The sequence below is a fragment of the Actinomadura sp. KC345 genome, assembly GCF_004348515.1.
Taxonomy (GTDB): domain Bacteria; phylum Actinomycetota; class Actinomycetes; order Streptosporangiales; family Streptosporangiaceae; genus Spirillospora.
Genome location: NZ_SMKH01000149.1, coordinates 1 through 17,925, shown reverse-complemented (window position 1 = coordinate 17,925; position 17,925 = coordinate 1). Strand labels below are relative to the sequence as shown.

General features: G+C 74.1%; 16 protein-coding genes. 11 read left to right on the top strand and 5 right to left on the bottom strand.

Features of this window, described 5'->3' with window-relative positions:
* Nucleotides 1–800 (bottom strand): hypothetical protein (locus E1281_RS23310; protein ID WP_131881594.1); only part of this gene is annotated, 800 nt, incomplete at its 3' end.
* 324 nt (nt 801–1,124) lie between these two features.
* On the opposite strand from E1281_RS23310, the gene E1281_RS23305 reads away from it, so the two are divergent.
* Complete coding sequence (locus E1281_RS23305; protein WP_131881592.1) at nt 1,125–1,586, top strand: hypothetical protein; 462 nt, start codon at nt 1,125–1,127, stop codon at nt 1,584–1,586.
* An 18-nt stretch (nt 1,587–1,604) separates the two neighbouring features.
* Nucleotides 1,605–2,813 (top strand): radical SAM family heme chaperone HemW, encoded by a 1,209-nt coding sequence (gene hemW, locus E1281_RS23300; protein ID WP_131881590.1) that lies wholly within the window; start codon nt 1,605–1,607, stop codon nt 2,811–2,813.
* A gap of 16 nt (nt 2,814–2,829) precedes the next feature.
* Here hemW and E1281_RS23295 read toward each other — a convergent pair whose 3' ends face one another.
* Nucleotides 2,830–3,660, bottom strand: a complete 831-nt coding sequence (locus E1281_RS23295) for a DUF3097 domain-containing protein (RefSeq protein WP_243717280.1) — start codon at nt 3,658–3,660, stop codon at nt 2,830–2,832.
* 251 nt (nt 3,661–3,911) lie between these two features.
* Here E1281_RS23295 and hrcA point away from each other — a divergent pair, with 251 nt between their 5' ends.
* From hrcA to E1281_RS23280, 3 genes are all read left to right on the top strand, one after another.
* Nucleotides 3,912–4,925, top strand: a complete 1,014-nt coding sequence (gene hrcA, locus E1281_RS23290; RefSeq protein WP_131881596.1) for a heat-inducible transcriptional repressor HrcA — start codon at nt 3,912–3,914, stop codon at nt 4,923–4,925.
* A gap of 1 nt (nt 4,926) precedes the next feature.
* The gene (gene dnaJ / locus E1281_RS23285; RefSeq protein ID WP_131881586.1) at nt 4,927–6,060 is read left to right on the top strand and encodes a molecular chaperone DnaJ; all 1,134 of its coding nucleotides are present in this window, start codon (nt 4,927–4,929) and stop codon (nt 6,058–6,060) included.
* A gap of 68 nt (nt 6,061–6,128) precedes the next feature.
* On the top strand, nt 6,129–6,860 hold the full coding sequence (locus tag E1281_RS23280) for a 16S rRNA (uracil(1498)-N(3))-methyltransferase (protein WP_131881584.1): 732 nt from the start codon (nt 6,129–6,131) through the stop codon (nt 6,858–6,860).
* A 22-nt stretch (nt 6,861–6,882) separates the two neighbouring features.
* On the opposite strand, the gene E1281_RS23275 is transcribed toward E1281_RS23280, so the two are convergent.
* Entirely contained in the window at nt 6,883–7,581 is a 699-nt protein-coding gene (locus E1281_RS23275; protein WP_131881582.1) for a hypothetical protein, read from the bottom strand.
* Complete coding sequence (locus E1281_RS23270) at nt 7,578–8,120, bottom strand: SigE family RNA polymerase sigma factor (protein WP_229808129.1); 543 nt, start codon at nt 8,118–8,120, stop codon at nt 7,578–7,580. Before E1281_RS23270 ends, E1281_RS23275 begins: the two co-directional genes overlap by 4 nt.
* Nucleotides 8,121–8,468: 348 nt before the next feature.
* Between E1281_RS23270 and E1281_RS23265 the strand changes: the two genes are divergently transcribed.
* From E1281_RS23265 to E1281_RS23250, 4 genes are all read left to right on the top strand, one after another.
* Nucleotides 8,469–8,813 (top strand): histidine triad nucleotide-binding protein, encoded by a 345-nt coding sequence (locus E1281_RS23265; RefSeq protein WP_131881577.1) that lies wholly within the window; start codon nt 8,469–8,471, stop codon nt 8,811–8,813.
* A gap of 175 nt (nt 8,814–8,988) precedes the next feature.
* On the top strand, nt 8,989–10,050 hold the full coding sequence (locus tag E1281_RS23260; protein ID WP_131881575.1) for a PhoH family protein: 1,062 nt from the start codon (nt 8,989–8,991) through the stop codon (nt 10,048–10,050).
* Nucleotides 10,050–10,526 carry an rRNA maturation RNase YbeY gene (gene ybeY / locus E1281_RS23255; RefSeq protein ID WP_131881573.1) on the top strand — a complete coding sequence of 159 codons (477 nt, stop codon included), beginning with the start codon at nt 10,050–10,052 and terminating at the stop codon, nt 10,524–10,526. The genes E1281_RS23260 and ybeY overlap by 1 nt, the downstream gene beginning before the upstream one ends.
* The gene (locus E1281_RS23250) at nt 10,526–11,857 is read left to right on the top strand and encodes a hemolysin family protein (protein WP_131881571.1); all 1,332 of its coding nucleotides are present in this window, start codon (nt 10,526–10,528) and stop codon (nt 11,855–11,857) included. Before ybeY ends, E1281_RS23250 begins: the two co-directional genes overlap by 1 nt.
* 25 nt (nt 11,858–11,882) lie before the next feature.
* Here the strand turns inward: E1281_RS23250 and E1281_RS23245 are convergent, their stop codons facing one another.
* On the bottom strand, nt 11,883–12,215 hold the full coding sequence (locus tag E1281_RS23245; protein ID WP_131881569.1) for a cytidine deaminase: 333 nt from the start codon (nt 12,213–12,215) through the stop codon (nt 11,883–11,885).
* A 147-nt stretch (nt 12,216–12,362) separates the two neighbouring features.
* On the opposite strand from E1281_RS23245, the gene E1281_RS23240 reads away from it, so the two are divergent.
* Both E1281_RS23240 and E1281_RS23235 read left to right on the top strand, forming a co-directional pair.
* The gene (locus E1281_RS23240) at nt 12,363–14,495 is read left to right on the top strand and encodes an MMPL family transporter (protein WP_131881567.1); all 2,133 of its coding nucleotides are present in this window, start codon (nt 12,363–12,365) and stop codon (nt 14,493–14,495) included.
* 54 nt (nt 14,496–14,549) lie between these two features.
* Nucleotides 14,550–17,891, top strand: coding sequence for a BTAD domain-containing putative transcriptional regulator (locus E1281_RS23235; protein WP_131881565.1), 3,342 nt, complete (start codon nt 14,550–14,552; stop codon nt 17,889–17,891).
* The last annotated feature ends 34 nt before the right edge of the window (nt 17,892–17,925 follow it).

The following is a 17,925-nucleotide window of genomic DNA, read 5'->3' as shown; positions in this document are numbered from 1 at the left end:
GGCTCGTAGAGGGTGAGCCCCGCCGCCGCGAGCCGCGCCGTCCGTCCCCGCCGGACGACCTCGTACCCGAGCTCCCGCAGCAGCCCCACGACGTCCTCCGCGGGCTCGTCGAGGAGATCGACGCTCTCGAACCGCGGCCGCAGCTCCGGGTTCCCGCTCCAGCCGGGCGGCCGCGTCGCGCAGATCTCGGCGAGCCGTTCCACGCCGTCCTCGCCCCGGCCGGTGGACAGGGCGAGCCTCCCGCGCCCCACCCGGACGCTCCGGTGGCCGGCCCACCCGCACAGGAACTGCGACGTCGGCGGACGCGTCCCGCACCGCTCCGCGACGGCGGCGAGCGTGCTCCAGGCGTCGTGCGCCCGCGTCGAGAACAGCAGGCTCGCGTCCGGGAGCAGCGCCCCCCGGCCCGGCTCCAGCGTGATCACGAACGGCGCCACCTGGCCCGGGAACCGCGCGGGATCGGCCTCCCGCAGCGTGACCAGGCCCTCCCACATGACGGGCTCGTCCACCGCGAACCAGGTGATGACGGCCTCGACACCGAGATCGCGGAACGTCGCGTCGGTCAGCCGTTCCGCGACCACCTCGCGCAGGCCCTCGGCCGTCTCCGCCAGCCGCCGGCTCCACCACGCGGGCTCCGGTCCGGATCCGGCGCCCGTCTGCCAGCGCGTCCCCGCCCCGGCGAAATCCGTACGCCGCTCCGTCCCCGAGGCGTCCACCACCACGCAGTGCCACCCGTCCGGCTCACCGCACAAGACCACCCGCGCAGGAGCACGTCCCCGCCCGGCCGCACTCTCATCCCGCATTCATGTGACTCTATCTATTGCAGTGCCCTTGGCGTCGGGCCTTGGGGGCCCTCCTTCGGCGGGAACTGCTGTGCGATCGCTGCATCGCTCCGACTCGCCTGGCGGCTCGCTGCGCGATCAGGTTTCTCGCAGGCTCGAAACCTGCCTTCGGACGCGATCGCGATTGTTGAGGTTGTCGTGGGGTTGCGGCGGTGGCCGGGGTGGTCGCGGGGGTTCCAGGGCCCGACCGCCGAGGGAACTGCAATAAGCACAGCGTGGGGGCACTTCTCGGTACGGTCGGTCGGGTACCGTGCCGATCATGCCCGACGACCTCCCGGAGGTAGTGTGACCCACCCCGAGCAGGTTCTGCGTTCCCCGAAGGAACGGGAGACGGTGAACGGCGCCGTCCGCGCGCTGCGGTCCGCCGCCCCCTCGGGCTGGGAGCGGCTCGACTTCGAGTTCCGCGCGACGGTCGGCATCGACAGCGCCTCCTTCGAGGTCGAGGACGCGGACGGCGAGCGCCGCAAGGCCATGCCCCCGGGCCAGGCCGTGGGCAGGATGGACGAGCTTCGCCGCGTCATGTACCGGCGCGGCAAGGGAGCCTGGTTCACGGCCCGGCTGCAGATCGAGCGTTCGGGCCACTTCAGCGCCGAGTTCGACTACGACGGCGAGCCCGACTTCACTCCGCCGCTCAACTCGTCCGCCTACGCCCTGGACCTGGACCGCTTCCCCCGCACTGAGGACCACATCCCGGACTGGCTCCGCGACAAGCTCGAAGAGGGCTCGCCGGACAGAGCAGGGAGCTGAACCGGGCAGACTTGAAGGGTGCCCTCTACGCTTCCTGATGGTGAGTCCGTGCCGGCTGACGGCGCGTTGCCCGGCGGTGCCTTGGAGGGGCTGGGGGACCGGCCGTTCGCTTTCTACGTGCATGTGCCGTTCTGTGTGACGCGGTGCGGATACTGCGACTTCAACACGTACACGGCGACGGAGCTGGGGCCGGGCGCGAGCCGCGATTCGTACGCCGACACCGCCGTCAATGAGGTGCGGCTGGCCCGGCGGGTGCTGGGCGACGTGGACCTGCCCGTCGAGACGGTCTTCGTGGGCGGTGGTACACCGACCCTGCTGCCGCCGGACGACCTGGGACGCGTCCTGTCCGCGATCGACGGCGAGTTCGGGCTGGCACCGGGCGCGGAGGTCACTACGGAGGCCAACCCCGAGTCGGTGGACGAGGCCTATGTGGCCCGGTTGCGGGAGGTCGGGTTCACGCGCATCTCCTACGGCATGCAGAGCGCGCGCGAGCACGTTCTGGCCGTCCTGGAGCGCACGCATACGCCAGGGCGTGTCCCGCAGGTCGTGGAGTGGACGCGCAAGGCCGGGTTCGAGCACATCAACCTCGACCTGATCTACGGGACGCCGGGGGAGAGCGACGACGACTGGAGGGCCTCGCTGGAGGCGGCCCTGGCGGCGGAGCCCGACCACGTGTCGGCGTACGCGCTCATCGTCGAGGAGGGCACCCGCCTCGCGGCGCAGGTGAAGCGGGGGGAGCTGACGCCGCCCGACGACGACGCCATGGCCGACCGGTACCTGATCGCCGACGAGATGCTGACCGCCCGCGGCCTGCGCTGGTACGAGATCTCCAACTGGGCCGCCGATCCCGGTGCCGCCTGCCGGCACAACATGCTCTATTGGACGGGTGCCGACTGGTGGGGCGTCGGGCCGGGGGCGCACAGCCATGTCGGCGGGACCCGCTGGTGGAACGTCAAGCATCCCGCCGCGTACGCCTCCCGCCTCGCGGAGGACACCACGCCCGCGTACGCGAGGGAGCTCCTGGACGAGGAGGACCGGCACATCGAGCGGGTCATGCTCGAACTGCGCCTCGCGCAGGGCTGCCCCGCCGGGCTCCTGGACGACAAGGCCGTCCGCAGGGCGATCGACGACGGCCTGATCGAGCCCGCGCCCTACGCGGAGGGCCGCGCGGTCCTGACCCTGCGGGGCCGGCTCCTGGCCGACGCCGTCGTCCGGGATCTGACCTAGTCGTCCGGGATCTGACCTAGTCGTTCGGACCCGGAGGGGCCGTGACGAAGTCGATGAGTTCTTCCACTCGGCCCAGGAGGGTCGGCTCCAGGTCCGTGTAGGCGTTCACTGAGCCCAGGATCCGCTTCCAGGCCGCGCCCGTGTCGTCGCCCCAGCCGAGTTCGGCGACGACGCCCTCCTTCCAGGGGATGCCCCGTGGGACGCGCGGCCAGGCGCGGACGCCGACGGACGCGGGCTTCACCGCTTCCCAGATGTCGATGAACGGGTGCCCGGTGACCAGGACGTGAGGCGACGACACCTGGGCGGCGATCCGCGACTCCTTGGAGCCGTCCACGAGATGGTCGACGAGGACCCCGAGACGGCGGTCCGCTTCCGGGCCGAACTCCTCCACGATGGCGGGCAGGTCGTCCACGCCTTCGAGGTACTCCACGACGACGCCCTCGACCCGGAGGTCGTGACCCCAGATCTTCTCGACCAGCTCGGCGTCGTGGACGCCCTCCACGTAGATGCGGCTCTCCTTGGCCACCTGGGCCCGCAGCCCCTGGACGGCGATGGAGCCGGACGCGGAGCGGGCCGGCCCCTTGGGCGCGGCGGACGGCCGGACGAGCGTCACGGGCTTGCCGTCGATGAGGAACCCTGACTTGGTCAGCGGGAAAACGCGCCGCTTGCCGAACCGGTCCTCAAGGGTGACGCCGAACTTGTCGCAGCCGACGACGGCGCCGCAGAAGCCGCTGTCGGGATCCTCGGCGACCAGGCCCGGCTCGGCCGGGACCTCGGGGATCCGCCCCTTGCGCGGCCTGCGCCAGTCGCCGGACAGCACGTCGTTTCCGTAGTCCTTACTCTGCACGGGTCCGCACATTAACCCGGCGGGGCGCCCGAGCGGCGTCGTCCCTCGTCCCTCGGCGTGGCGGCCGCGTCCGGCAAGGGTAGGATCGCGCAGCCGTGCGCCGAATGCACGGGCCCTCCAGAGTGGGGCCTCCGGGCCGTACACTTGGCACTCGGGAGTAATGAGTGCCAGCAGCGCGTGTGCGGACGGCCGCGAGGGCCGCCGCGAGGAGCGATCGGGGGCCCATGGCAGGGGATGAAGGAGGTGACACGGTGCTGGACGACCGGAAACTCGCGGTCCTGCGGGCCATAGTCGAGGACTACGTCTCCACCAACGAGCCGGTGGGGTCCAAGGCCCTGGTGGACCGGCACAACCTCGGCGTGTCCTCGGCCACCATCCGCAACGACATGGCGGTGCTGGAGGAGCAGGGGTACATCGCCCAGCCGCACACCAGCGCCGGCCGCGTCCCCACCGACAAGGGCTACCGGCTGTTCGTCGACCGGCTGTCCACGATCAAGCCGCTGTCGGTCGCCGAGCGCCGCGCGATCGAGACGTTCCTGTCGGGCGCCTACGACCTCGACGACGTCGTCGGCCGGACGGTGCGCCTGCTGGCGCAGCTCACCCGGCAGGTCGCCGTCGTGCAGTACCCGTCGCTGACCCGCTCGGCGGTGCGGCACGTCGAGCTGGTGCCGGTCGCCGAGGGCCGGCTGCTGCTCGTCCTGATCACCGACACCGGGCGGGTGGAGCAGCGGGTCATCGAGACCGGCGGCAGCGTCTCGGAGGAATCGATCGGGCACCTGCGGGCGTTGCTCAACACGTGCCTGGACGGGCTCGGCCTCGGCGAGGTGCCGACGGCGGTGGCCGACCTGCCGGACAAGGTGGGACCGGCCGACCGGCCGCTGGCGGCGTCGGTGCTGTCGGTGCTGCTGGAGACGCTCGTCGAGAAGCACGAAGAGAAGATCGTGTTCGCCGGCGCGGCCAACCTCGCCGCGGTGGACTTCTCGGCCAGTCTGAGGGAGGTTCTCGTGGCGCTCGAGGAGCAGGTCGTCCTGATGCGGCTGCTCGGCGAGACCGGCGATTCCTCTACAGTTACGGTGCGGATCGGCACCGAGAACCCAGAAATGGGGCTCCGATCGACTTCGGTCGTCGCCGCCGACTACGGCGTGGGCGACCTCACTCTGGCCCGGCTGGGAGTGCTCGGGCCTACACGCATGGATTACCCCAGCACGATGGGAGCGGTACGGGCAGTGGCACGCTACGTGGGACAGATCCTGGCGGGGTCGTAAGGTGGCAAACGACTACTACGCGACCCTAGGGGTCCGGCGGGACGCCAGCGCCGACGAGGTCAAGAAGGCATATCGCCGGCTCGCGCGGGAGCTCCACCCGGACGTCAACCCGGATCCGGAGACCCAGGACAGGTTCAAGGAGATCACCCAGGCGTACGAGGTGCTCTCCGACCCGAAGAAGCGCGAGATGTACGACCTGGGCGCGGACCCGTTCGCGGCCGCGGGCTCGGGAGGCGCCGGCGGCTTCGGCGGCGCCGGGTTCCCGTTCAGCGACATCATGGACGCCTTCTTCGGCTCCGCGGCGTCCCGGGGGCCGCGCTCGCGGGCGCGGCGGGGACGCAACGCGACGCTGCGGGTGGAGCTCGACCTGAGCGAGACGGCCTTCGGCACGACCCGGGAGCTGTCCATCGACACCGCGGTCGCCTGCACCAACTGCGAGGGGTCGGGCTGCGCGCCCGGCACCCACCCGGACACCTGCGAGACGTGTCACGGCCGCGGCGAGGTGCAGCAGGTCCAGCGCTCGTTCCTCGGCCAGGTCATGACGGCCCGGCCCTGCCCGGCGTGCGGCGGGTTCGGCTCGGTGATCCGCAACCCGTGCACCGAGTGCTCGGGCGACGGCCGGGTCCGCACCCGGCGGACCGTCAAGGTGAAGATCCCGGCCGGGGTGGAGAACGGCATCCACATCCAGCTCGCCGGCGAGGGCGAGGTCGGCCCCGGCGGAGGCCCGCCCGGCGACCTCTTCCTGGAGATCGTCGAGAAGCCGCACCCGATCTTCGAGCGGGAGGGCGACGACCTGCACTGCACGGTCGAGATCCCGATGACGGCGGCGGCGCTCGGTACCAGCGTCACCATCGAGACCCTCGACGCGGCCGAGAGCGTCGACATCAAGCCCGGCACGCAGTCCGGCCAGGTCATCACGCTCTACAACCGGGGCGTCCGGCACCTGAACGAGAGCGGACGCGGCGACCTGATGATCCACGTGAACGTGGAGACGCCGGAGCGGCTCGACGAGGAGCAGGAGGAGCTGCTGCGCCGCCTGGCGGCGCTGCGCGGCGAGGAGCGCCCGCCGGGCCGGTTCGCGCCGGGGCAGCGCGGCGTGTTCTCGCGGCTCAAGGACGTCTTCAACCAGCACTGAAGAGCGGTGGCGGCGGCCTACGACGAGGGCCGCCGCGGCAGCTCGGAGCAGGGTGACCAGGGAGGCCCATGAGCCCGCCGGTTTTCCTCGCCGGGACCGACGCGCTGGAACGCGGCAGCGTAGTGCTCGACGGCCCGGAGGGGCGGCACGCCGCGGCCGTGCGGCGGCTGCGGCCCGGTGAGCGCGTCGACCTGACCGATGGCGAGGGCCTGCTGGCCGCATGCGTCGTCACCGAGGCCGGCCGGGCGTCCCTGACGCTGGACGTGCTGGAACGGCACCGGGAGCCCCCGCCGTCGCCGCGCATCGTGGTCGTCCAGGCGCTGCCCAAGGGCGACCGGGGCGAGCTGGCGGTCGAGACCATGACCGAGGCCGGCGTGGACGAGATCGTCCCGTGGTCGGCGTCCCGCTGCGTCACGCAGTGGCGGCCCGAACGCCGCGAGAAGGCGCTGGGGCGCTGGCGCGGAACCGCCCGGGAGGCGGGCAAGCAGGCCAGGCGGAGCCGGCTGCCTCAGGTCGCCGGGCTCGCGTCCACCGACGACGTCGCCGGACGGCTCGCGGCGGCGTCCCTGGCCCTCGTCCTGCACGAGGAGGCCGACGTGCCGCTCAGCACCGTGCGACCCCCCGCGGACGGCGAAATCGTCGTGGTGGTGGGGCCCGAGGGCGGCGTCACCGGCGAGGAGCTGGAGCGGTTCGCCGCGGCGGGCGGCCGCCCGGCCAGGCTCGGCCCGACCGTCCTGCGGACCTCGACGGCGGGGGTGGCGGCCGCCGCCGTCCTGCTGGCGGCGACCGGCCGCTGGTAGCGGGCCGCCGGTGGCGGGCCGGTCAGGGGGTGCCGGCCTCCGCGCTGCCCTGGTCGGCGCTCTTGGTGGACTCGCTCGGCGCGGGCGTCGTGGGGACCTGCGTGGGCTTGTCCGGGTCCGGCGACGTGGACGTCGGCGGCGTCGGCGTGGTGGTCGGCGCCTGCGACGCGGTGCCGCTCGGGCAGGGCTCGGGCGTCGGGGCGGCCGACTTCGACCCGGGCGACGCCGCGATCGTGGGCGATTCGGGCGGCGGCTGGACGCCGCAGGAGGCCGTTCCCGGCGGCGAACCGGCGTTCGGCGTCTCCGCGGTGCTCGGGGAGCCGGACGCGCTGCCGCCCGGCGCCGTCGGGCCGGGGGACCCCGGATCGCCCTGGGTGGCGGTGTGGCCGCCGACGGCGTGGTCGTGGCCGCCGCCCTGCGAGCCGTTGGCGCCCACCGACTGCTGGATGAGGTCGATGGTCTGCGGCGCGGTCACGCCGAGCCCGGCGACCGCCACGGCCGCGGCCACGGCGAGGACGGGACGCGCCCAGTTGACGGTGAACCGGTCGAACCCGAACCCGGCGGGGCCGAACCGTCCGAGACCGAACCGGCGGCCGGAGCCGTCGGCGATGCGGGCCCGGATGCGCTCCAGGCCGTCGCCCGCGGGGTTGACCGAGTCCGCCTCCGCGTTCAAGGCACGGCGGAGGATCTCGCCGTGCTCGTCGTGCGGGTCGGTGGTCATGAGAACTGCTCCAGGACGTTGCGTAGCGCGGTCATGCCGCGTGCCGTATGACTCTTCACGGCGCCGCGGGAGATGCCCATCGCGCTGGCGATCTCCGCTTCGGACAGATCCGCGTAGTAGCGGAGGACGAGCGCCTCCCGCTGGCGGGCCGGCAACCGGGACAGCGCGTCGATCACCGCCGAGCGTTCCAGTTCCCCGATGGCCCCGGCCTCCGCGCTCGGCGCGTCCGGCAGGCCCTTCGGGGCGTACTTCTCGACGACGGCGCGGTGCCGGAGCACCGACCGCGACCGGTTGACGACCGACTGGCGCAGGTACGACAGGGCCTTGTCGGGGTCGCGCAGGCGGCGCCATCCGCCGTGCATCGCGACGAACGCGTCCTGGACGACCTCCTCGGCCGTCCCCGCGTCCCGCACGAGCATGGCTGCGAGTCTTACCAGCGAGCGGTAGTTGGCGCTGTAGAGCGCGGTCACCGCCTGGTCGGCATCCCAGGCGACGGCCACCGCCCCCGCCGTGCCCCTGGCCACGAGGGTCTCGGTCACGTCAGTTGGACGCGCGCCCTCGTCGGTGGGTTTACGAAAGGGCATGTCTCGGTTTGCCTCGGTCACCTATCCGCCGCCTATGCCGTCCCCCGGCCGCCCATTCGTACGGTCGCCCTCCGGAACGGCGTGGATGGGGCGCGCCCGCCCGATCCAGGCGCGCCGCAATGCGTCGCGGACCGGGGGGTACGCCCTGAGCTGACAACCATAACCAGTGGCGGGGCGCGATGCCGCCCGCCGCGAAAGGTCGATCGCCGGAAACCCTATCCAGTGCGGGCCGCCGCGAGCCATGCCCGCGCGGGTCTCGATAGGATTCCGGGGCGGTCACGGGCCGCCGGCGAGGGGAGAGGGATGACCGACTGCCTGTTCTGCAAGATCGTTTCGGGGGACGTGCCCGCCAAGATCGTCCGGGAGTCGCCGGGCGCGGTGGCGTTCCGCGACATCAACCCGCAGGCGCCCACGCACGTGCTGGTCATCCCGAGGGCGCACCACCCGACCGTCGGCGAGCTCGCCGCGGCCGACGCCGAGCTGCTCGCCGAGGTGGTGCGCGAGGCCCACCAGGTCGCGGTGGACGAGGGCATCGCCGGCACCGGCTACCGCGTCGTGTTCAACACCGGCGCGCAGGCCGGGCAGACCGTGTTCCACGTGCACGCCCACGTGCTCGGCGGGCGTGGCCTCAACTGGCCGCCGGGCTGACCGTCCCGCCTGCTCGCCCCCGCCTGCCCGGTCTCCGGCGGTGCCCTCCCGGGCGCCCGGCGCCGCGGCGAAAACCATCCGCGACGCGCCGGGCGCGGCCAGTACGATGGAGCCGGTACATCTGGACACCCGAGGCAGACAGAAGGCAGGTCGGAGAGGCCGCAAGGCCCGGCTAATGGTCGAATCAACTCGCACGGGGCGCGACGACCGGACAGGCTCGCCCTCCCCCATCAAGATCGTGGTGCCGGACGACCGTTCGATGGTGAGCCTGCTGGGCTCCCGGGACGAGCTGCTCCACGCGATCGAGCAGGCGTTCGGCGACGGCATCGACATCCACGTCCGCGGCAACGAGATCACCGTGACCGGCCCCGAGGGCGAGACCGACCTGGTCTCGCGGCTGTTCACCGAGATGCTCGAACTGCTGAAGGGCGGCACCCAGCTCACCCCCGACGCGGTCGAGCGCAGCCTGGCGATGCTGCGCGGCGAGAGCGACGCGCGTCCCGCCGAGGTGCTGACGCTGGACGTGCTGTCCAGCCGGGGCCGCACGATCCGCCCGAAGACGCTGAACCAGCGGCGCTACGTCGACGCGATCGACAAGCACACGATCGTGTTCGGGATCGGCCCCGCCGGCACCGGCAAGACGTACCTGGCGATGGCGAAGGCCGTCCGCGCGCTGCAGGACAAGAAGGTCAACCGGATCATCCTGACGCGGCCGGCGGTGGAGGCGGGGGAGCGGCTCGGGTTCCTGCCCGGCACGCTCTACGAGAAGATCGACCCGTATCTGCGTCCCCTGTACGACGCGCTGCACGACATGGTCGACCCCGACTCGATCCCCCGCCTGATGGCCGCCGGGACCATCGAGGTCGCGCCCCTCGCCTACATGCGCGGCCGCACCCTGAACGACTCGTTCATCATCCTGGACGAGGCGCAGAACACCTCGCCCGAGCAGATGAAGATGTTCCTCACCCGGCTCGGGTTCGGTTCGAAGGTCGTCGTGACCGGCGACGTCACCCAGGTCGACCTCCCGAACGGGCAGCAGAGCGGGCTGCGCGTCGTCCAGGAGATCCTGGAGGGCGTCGAGGACATCCACTTCTGCCGCCTCGACAGCCGCGACGTCGTCCGGCACCGGCTGGTCACCGACATCGTCGACGCCTACAACCGCTACGACGAGGAGCAGGTTCCGGCGCTCAAGCAGGGCGCCGCCGGGCGCGGCGGGTCCCGCAAGCGGGGGCGGTAGTGAGCATCGAGGTCCTCAACGAGTCGGGCGTCGCGGTCGACGAGAACGCCATCGCGGAGCTGTCCCGGCACGTCCTGGACGGCATGCGCGTCCATCCGCTGGCGGAGCTGTCGGTGCTGCTGGTCGACGAGGCCGCGATGGCCGAGCTGCACGAGAAGTGGATGGACGAGCCCGGCCCCACCGACGTGCTGTCGTTCCCCATGGACGAGCTGCGGCCCGGCCACATGTCCGGCGGCGCCGACGAGGACGGCGAGAGCGACCCCGGGCTGCTCGGCGACGTCGTCCTGTGCCCGGCGGTGGCCGAGCGGCAGGCGCGCGAGGCCGGGCACGGCACCGGGGACGAGCTGGAGCTGCTGTGCGCGCACGGCATCCTGCACCTGCTCGGCTACGACCACGCGGAGCCGGAGGAGCACCGGGAGATGTTCGGCCTACAGGCCGGGCTCCTGACCTCCTGGCGGAAGAAACGCGGCGGCTGATGAACACCGCTCAGGCGTGGCTGTCCGCCCTCGCGGTGGGCCTGGTCTTCATGGCGGGCCTGCTGGCCGGTACGGAGGCGGCGCTCGCCCGGGTGTCGCGGGTCACCGTCGAGGAGATCGTCCGTGACGGGCGGCGCGGCGCGGGACGACTGGCCGAGGTGGTCGCCGACCCGGCCCGCTACGTCAACATGGTGCTGCTGCTGCGCATCGCCTGCGAGCTGGTCGCCACCGTGATCGTCGCGGACCTGTGCATCTCCTGGCTGGACGAGACGTGGCGCGCCTACGTCACCGCCGCCGCGATCATGATCGTGATCAGCTACGTGGTGGTCGGGGTCGCGCCGCGCACGCTCGGCATCCAGCACGCCGACCGGATCGCGCTGGCCGGCGCCGCGGTGATCCATCCGGTGACGCGGGTGTTCGGGCCGCTGCCCCGGCTGCTGATCGCGCTCGGCAACGCGCTCACCCCCGGCAAGGGCTTCCGGGAGGGCCCGTTCGCGTCCGAGGCCGAGCTGCGCGACCTGGTCGACCTGGCCGAGCAGCGCAGCCTGATCGAGCCGGTCGAGCGGGAGATGATCCACTCGGTGTTCGAGCTGGGCGACACGCTCGTCCGCGAGGTGATGGTGCCGCGCACCGACATCGTGTTCGTCGAGCGCGGCAAGACGCTCCGGCAGGCGATGTCGCTCGCGCTGCGCAGCGGCTTCTCCCGGATCCCCGTCGTCGGCGAGAACGAGGACGACGTCGTCGGCATCGCCTACCTCAAGGACGTCGTCCGCCGCAGCCAGGAGCACCGCGAGGGCGAGTCCGTCGAGACCGTCGACTCGGTGATGCGGCCCGCCACCTACGTCCCCGACAGCAAGCCGATCGACGAGCTGCTGCGCGAGATGCAGGCCCGCCGGACCCACCTCGCGGTCGTCATCGACGAGTACGGCGGCACCGCCGGCCTGGTCACGATCGAGGACATCCTGGAGGAGATCGTCGGGGAGATCACCGACGAGTACGACCGGGAGACGCCGCCGGTGACCTGGCTCCCGGACGGCGCCGCCAGGGTCACCGCCCGCCTCCCGGTCGAGGACCTCGCCGAGCTGTTCGACGTGGAGGTCGACGTGGAGGAGGTCGAGACCGTCGGGGGCCTGCTCGCCCACGCGCTCGGCCGCGTCCCCATCGAGGGCTCCACCGCCGAGATCGGCTCCGGCGGCGGGGACCCCGTCCTGTCCCTCAAGGCCGAGGCCGTCGAGGGCCGCCGCAACCGCGTGGGCACCGTGCTCGTCAGGCGCCTGGGCGCGACCGCGGCGGACGCGCCGGACACCGAGGGCTCCGGCCAGGCCCGCTAGCGGTACCGGGCCGCGGGCCCGCCGGTCACAGGGTCGCCTTGACGCTTCCGTCGGGGGCCGCCACCAGGACGGGGGCCTTGGCGCCCAGGTCCCGGACGGCGGTGACGTCGGACGCGTCAGGCGCCTCGGCGGCGGTGACCACGGCGGCGGCCTCCAGGTCCTCGGCGCCGCTGGAGACGGCCATCGCGACGGCGGCCTTGAGGGCCGAGAGCTTCAGGGACGGCAGGTCCACGCTCGTGGCGGAGTAGGTGCGGCCCGTCTCGTCGCGCACGGCGGCGCCCTCGGCGGCGCCCGCGCGGGCCCGCGCCGACCGGGCCAGGGTGATGATCTTCGCGTCCTCGGGGTTCAGCTCGCTCACGCCCCCCAGCGTACGGGGCCCGGTGGACGGGCATCGCAAGTGGCGGCGGTGACCGCGCGGATCTCTCGCAAGTCACTGCCAAGTGGGCGGCAAGGGACGCGCGCGATCGTCGAAAGACGAACCGAGCCGTTCTGGGGGAGAGGAAAGATGTCCCGTCTGCTTTACCGCCTGGGGAAGGCCGCCGCCCTGCGGCCCTGGCGGTTCATCGCCGTCTGGCTGGTGCTGGTCGCGGCGATGGCCGGCCTCGCGGGCGCCGGTGGCGGCGCCCTGCACGACAACTACACGCTGGAGGGGACGGGGTCGCAGCAGGCCACGGACCTGCTGGAGGAGCGCTTCCCGGCGCTGTCGGGGGCGGACGCCCGGGTGGTGGTCCACGCCGAGTCCGGGACGGTCGACCGGGCGGCGCTGGCGGCGGCGGCCGCGGAACTGGGCGAGCTGCCGCACGTCAGCGCCGTCGACCCGCCGCGGCCGAGCCCGGACGGGGCGACCGCGCTGATGACCGTCCGGTACTCGGTGCCGGTCACGGACCTGGAGCCGGGGGAGACCCTCGATCTGCTGAGGTCGGCGACGCGCGACCTCGACGAGGCCGGCCACCAGGTGGAGTTCGGCGGCCAGGTGCCGGAGAACGTCACGGCCCCCGGAGGCACCGCGGAGGCGATCGGGGTCGGCGCGGCGCTGGTGATCCTGCTGCTGGCGTTCGGGTCGGTCGTCGCGGCGGGGCTGCCGCTGGTGGTGGCGCTCGCCGGGCTCGGCGCCGGGGTGTCGGGGATCACGCTGCTGGCCGCGTTCACCGACGTGGCCACCACGGCGCCGACGCTGGCCGTCATGGTCGGGCTGGGCGTCGGCATCGACTACGCCCTGTTCATCCTGACCCGGCATCGAGAGGGCATGGCCGCGGGCCTCGGCGTCCCCGAGTCGGCGGGGCGCGCCAACGCGACCGCGGGCCTGTCGGTGATCTTCGCGGGATTCACGGTGCTGCTGGCGCTGTGCGGGCTGGTGCTGTCCCGGATCCCGGTCTTCATGACCATGGGTTTCACGACCGGGCTCGTCGTCGCGGCGACGATGCTGAGCGCGGTCACGCTGCTCCCCGCGGTGATGGGGCTGGCCGGCACGAGGGTCCTGCGGCGCCGCGACCGGGCCGACGCCTCGACGATCGTGGTGGAGTCGCCGCGGGTTAGGCGGTGGGCGCAGCATGTCGGGCGGCACCCGTGGCCGTGGCTGCTGGCGGCGTCCGTCCTGATGATCGCGCTGGCCGCGCCCGCGCTCGGGATGCGCACGTGGCCGAGCGACGCCAGCAGCGAGCCGACGTCCAACACCGCCCGCCAGGCCTACGACCTGGTCGCCGAGGGCTACGGCGACGGCGCCAACGGGCCGCTCGTCGTCGCGGTCGACCTGGAGAAGGTGGACCAGAGCGCCCTGCCCGCGATGCGCGAGCGGCTCGCCGGCACCGCCGGCGTCACGGAGGTCTCCCCGCACCGGCTGTCGCCGGGCCGGGACGCCGCGGTGATCATGGTCACGCCGGAGTACGGGCCGCAGGACGAGCGGGTGACCGGGCTCGTCGACCGGATCCGGGCGGACGCGCTTCCGGAGGGCGCGGAGGTCACCGGGCTGACGGCCGCCTACGTGGACCTGTCCCGGAGGCTGTCCGACCGGCTCTGGCCCGTGATCGGCGTGGTCGTCGCCACCTCGTTCGTCATGCTGATGGTCGTGTTCCGGTCGCTGCTGGCGCCGCTGAAGGCCGCGGTGATGAACCTGCTGTCGATCGGCGCCGCGTACGGGGTGCTCACGGCCGTGTTCCAGTGGGGCTGGGGCGCCGAGCTGCTCGGGCTGCCGCACAGCGTGCCGGTGTCGAGCTTCATCCTGCTGCTGCTGTTCGCGGTGCTGTTCGGAGTGTCGATGGATTACGAGGTCTTCATGCTCTCCAGGGTCAGGGAGGAGTGGCTGAGAAGCGGCGACGCGCGCGGCTCGGTGTCCACCGGCCTGGCCGCGACCGGGCGGGTGATCTCCAGCGCCGCGCTGATCATGGTGGCGGTGTTCCTCGGCTTCGCCGCCGACCCCGGCCTGGTCATCAAGCAGATGGGCGTGGGGCTCGCGGTCGCGGTGGCGCTGGACGCGACGGTCGTCCGGCTGGTGCTGGTGCCCTCCACGATGTCGCTGCTCGGGCGGGCGAACTGGTGGCTGCCGGGGCCCCTGGCGCGCGTCCTGCCGCACATCGACGTGCACGGCGGCTCCGAGCCCGCCGGGAAGGCCGCGCGGGAGCCCGAACCCAGCCGCGCGTGACGGCGGGGGAGTGATCACGATGGGCGGGCATGTCCCGGTTAGGCTGAGCGGGACATGTCGCCTGTCGTTCGCGTGCTCGGGGCCTTCGGCGCCGAGGTCGCCGGGGAGCCCGCCGACCTCGGCGGTCCCCGGCAGCGCTCCGTCCTCGCGCGGCTCGCCGCCGCCCGGGGCCGGATGGTCACCGCCGACCGGCTCGTCGAGGACCTCTGGGCCGGGACGGCCCCGCCCCGGGCCGCCGCGGGCCTCCAGTCGTTCGTGTCCCACCTGCGCCGCGCCCTCGAACCGGGCCGCCCGCCGCGCACGCCCGCGCGCGTCCTGGTCACCGAGCCGCCGGGCTACGCGCTGCGGCTGCCGGACGGGAGCGTCGACGCGTGGCGCTTCGAGGCGCTGATCGACGAGGCCGCGGGACTCCTGGAGAGCGACCCGGCGCGGGCCCGCCGCAGCGCGGAGGAGGCGCTCGCCGAGTGGCGCGGGCCCGCCTACGCCGAGTTCTCCGACCTGCCGTGGGCCGCCGCCGAGGCCGCCCGCCTGGACGAGCGCCGCCGCCTCGCCGTCGAGCGCCGCGCCGAGGCCATGCTGCGGCTCTCCTCCGCGGCCGAGGCCGTCCCCGACCTGGAGACCCACGCCGCCGCGAACCCGCTCCGCGAGGAGGCGTGGCGGCTGCTCGCCCTCGCCCTGTACCGCGCCGGCCGCCAGGGCGACGCGCTGGCCGCCATCCGCCGCGCCCGCGGGACGCTGACCGAGGAGCTCGGCGTCGAACCCGGCCCCGCGCTGCGCCGCCTCCAGAGCGACATCCTGGCCCAGTCGCCGGACCTGGGGGAGCAGCCGGCGCGGCCCGGTGGACGTGCCGTCCTGCGCGCGGCGCCCGAACCCGGGGAGCAGCACCCCGGCTTCGTCGGGCGCGGCCGGGAGCTCGCCCGGCTGGACGAGGCCGCCCGGGACGCCGCCGCCGGGCGCGGCGGCGTCGTCCTCGTCGGCGGCGACGCGGGGATGGGCAAGACCGCGCTCGCCGAACGGTTCGCGCGGACCCTGGCCGGGCGGGGCTGGACGTGCGCGTGGGGCCGGGCTCCGGAGACCGGGGGAGCGCCGGCGGCCTGGCCGTGGGCGGAGCTGCTGCGCGAGCTGGCCGGTGCCGTGCCGCCGGGCGCCGGGCTCGCCGCGCGCCTCGGGCCGCTGCTGGACGACGCCTTCACCTCCGGCGGGGACGCCGACGTCGGCACCGGACGGTTCCGGCTGCACCTCGCCGTCGGCGACTACCTCACCGAGGTCGCGGACGCGGCGCCGCTCCTGCTCGTCCTGGACGACCTGCACTGGGCCGACGACGAGACCCTCGCGCTGCTGATCAGGCTCGCGGGGCGCCTCCGCGACCGTCCCGTCCTGGTGGTGGCCACGTTCCGGCAGACCGAGACGGAGGCCGGGCTCGCCGCCGCGCTGGCCGCGCTCGCCCGCCACGAGCCGGTGCGGCTCGAACTCGGCGGGCTGTCGGCGGCCGAGGTCGCCGCGCTCGTCCGCGGCGTCTGCGCCGCCGGCCTCGGCGACGCGGAGCTGTCGGCCATCGCCGAGCGGACGGGCGGCAACCCCTTCTTCACCCGCGAGACGGCCCGGCTCCTGGACGCCGAGGGCCTGCCCGCCGCCACCCGCCGGGTCCCCGCCGGGGTCGGGGACGTCCTGCGCCGCCGCATCGACCGGCTCCCGGAGCCGGTCCAGGCCGTGCTGCGCGACGCGGCCGTCCTCGGCCGGGACGCCGGACTGGACGTCCTGGCCGACCTCGCCGGCGACGAGGAGACCGTGATCGACGCCGTCGAGGCCGGCCTGGGCAGCGGCCTGGTCACCGAGCCCGCGCCCGGCCGGATGCGGTTCGCGCACGCCCTGGTCCGCGACACCCTCTACGAGGGGATCTCCCGGGCCCGCCGCACGAGGCTGCACGGCCGCGTCGCCGCCGCGCTGGAACGGCACGCCCCGGGCGAGGTCGCCGCGATCGCGCACCACTACCTCGAAGCGGGCACGGACCCGGACCGCGCGGTCCGGTACGCGCGGCGCGCCGCGCGGGCCGCCGAGGCCCGCTTCGCCCACGGCACGGCCGCGGACCTGTGGGTCCGCGCCGTCGAGACGCTGCGCGCGCACGGCCCCGGGGTGACCCGCGACCTGCTGGAGGCGGAGGCCGCCGCGATCCGCGCGAGCGCGCTCGCCGGCCACGTCGTCGACGCCCGGGACCGGCGGCTGGCCGTCATCGGCGACGCCCGCGCGTTCGGCGACGTCCGGCTGCTCGCCCGGATCCTCGTGAGCTTCGACGTCCCCACGCTGTGGACGAGCCGCGAGTACGGGACCCTCGACCGCGCCGTGGTCGACGCCACCGAGGAGTCCCTCGCGCGGCTCCCGGGCGGGGAACGCGAGCTGCGCGTCCGGCTGCTGACCACCCTGGCGATCGAGATGGAGGGCGAGCAGCACGACCGCGGGGCCACCGCGTCCGAGGAGGCGCTCCGCACGGCCCGCGACCTGGACGTCCCCGAACTGGTCGCCGTCGCGCTGAACGGTGTCTACATCAACGCCTACCGCACCGCGGACGGGCTCGGCCGGCGGCGCCGCGCCGCCGCCGAGCTGCTCGATCTCGCGACCCGGCACGACCTCGGCACCTACCTCGTCCTCGCGCACCTGCAACTGCAGCAGGTCGCCCTCGCCGAGCTGGACTCCGCGACCGCGCGGCGGCACCTGGAGGAGGGGCGGCGGCTCGCCGACCAGTACGGGCTGCCGCTGCTCGCCGCGATCGGCGGCTGGTACGCCGGGCTGTCGCACGCCTTCAGCGCCACGTTCGAGGAGGCGGAGCGCACGTACGAGCGGCTCGGCGAGGCCATCGGCCGGACGAGCATCTGGTCGAGCGAGCGCGTCGTGGGGTTCCTCGGCCTCTTCTGCCTGCGGATCGTCCAGGGCCGGACCGCGGAGCTGCTGGAGGGCTCGTCCTGGCTGCACCACCAGTGGAGCCATGTCGCGGCCACCGCCGACATGCGCGCCCTCGCGCTGGCGTCCGCGGGCCGCCCGGCGGAGGCCAGGGAGGCCGTCGCCGGGGCCGGGCCCGTCCGCCTCGACTACTTCTTCGACCTGACCATGCCGCTGCGGGCGATGCGCGCGATGGCCCTCGGTGAACGCGACCTGGCCGAGGAGGCCTACGCGGCGCTGCTCCCCTACGCGGGGCACTTCGCCGGCGGCGCGACCGCCATCGCCACCCTCGGCCCCGTCGCGCAGGTGCTCGGCGACCTGGCGCGGTTCCTCGGCCGCCCCGCCGAGACCGCCGCCGGCCACTACCGCCGGGCCGCGGAGGTCGCGGACCGCCTGGGCGCCGCCCTGTGGACCGAGAGGGCGGGCGCGGCGCTGGCCCGTCTCGGCACCCCCGCGGCGTAGCCCGGGACGTCCGGGTCCGCGAGTGGGCGACAAT

Bases quoted from the DNA above. Each gene is read 5' to 3' on its own strand.
- E1281_RS23250 (WP_131881571.1), top strand. From the start codon at position 10,526: ATGAACACCGCTCAGGCGTGGCTGTCCGCCCTCGCGGTGGGCCTGGTC.
- E1281_RS23235 (WP_131881565.1), top strand. From the start codon at position 14,550: ATGTCGCCTGTCGTTCGCGTGCTCGGGGCCTTCGGCGCCGAGGTCGCC.
- E1281_RS23240 (WP_131881567.1), top strand. From the start codon at position 12,363: ATGTCCCGTCTGCTTTACCGCCTGGGGAAGGCCGCCGCCCTGCGGCCC.
- E1281_RS23265 (WP_131881577.1), top strand. From the start codon at position 8,469: ATGACCGACTGCCTGTTCTGCAAGATCGTTTCGGGGGACGTGCCCGCC.
- E1281_RS23275 (WP_131881582.1), bottom strand. From the start codon at position 7,581: ATGACCACCGACCCGCACGACGAGCACGGCGAGATCCTCCGCCGTGCC.
- E1281_RS23260 (WP_131881575.1), top strand. From the start codon at position 8,989: ATGGTCGAATCAACTCGCACGGGGCGCGACGACCGGACAGGCTCGCCC.
- E1281_RS23280 (WP_131881584.1), top strand. From the start codon at position 6,129: ATGAGCCCGCCGGTTTTCCTCGCCGGGACCGACGCGCTGGAACGCGGC.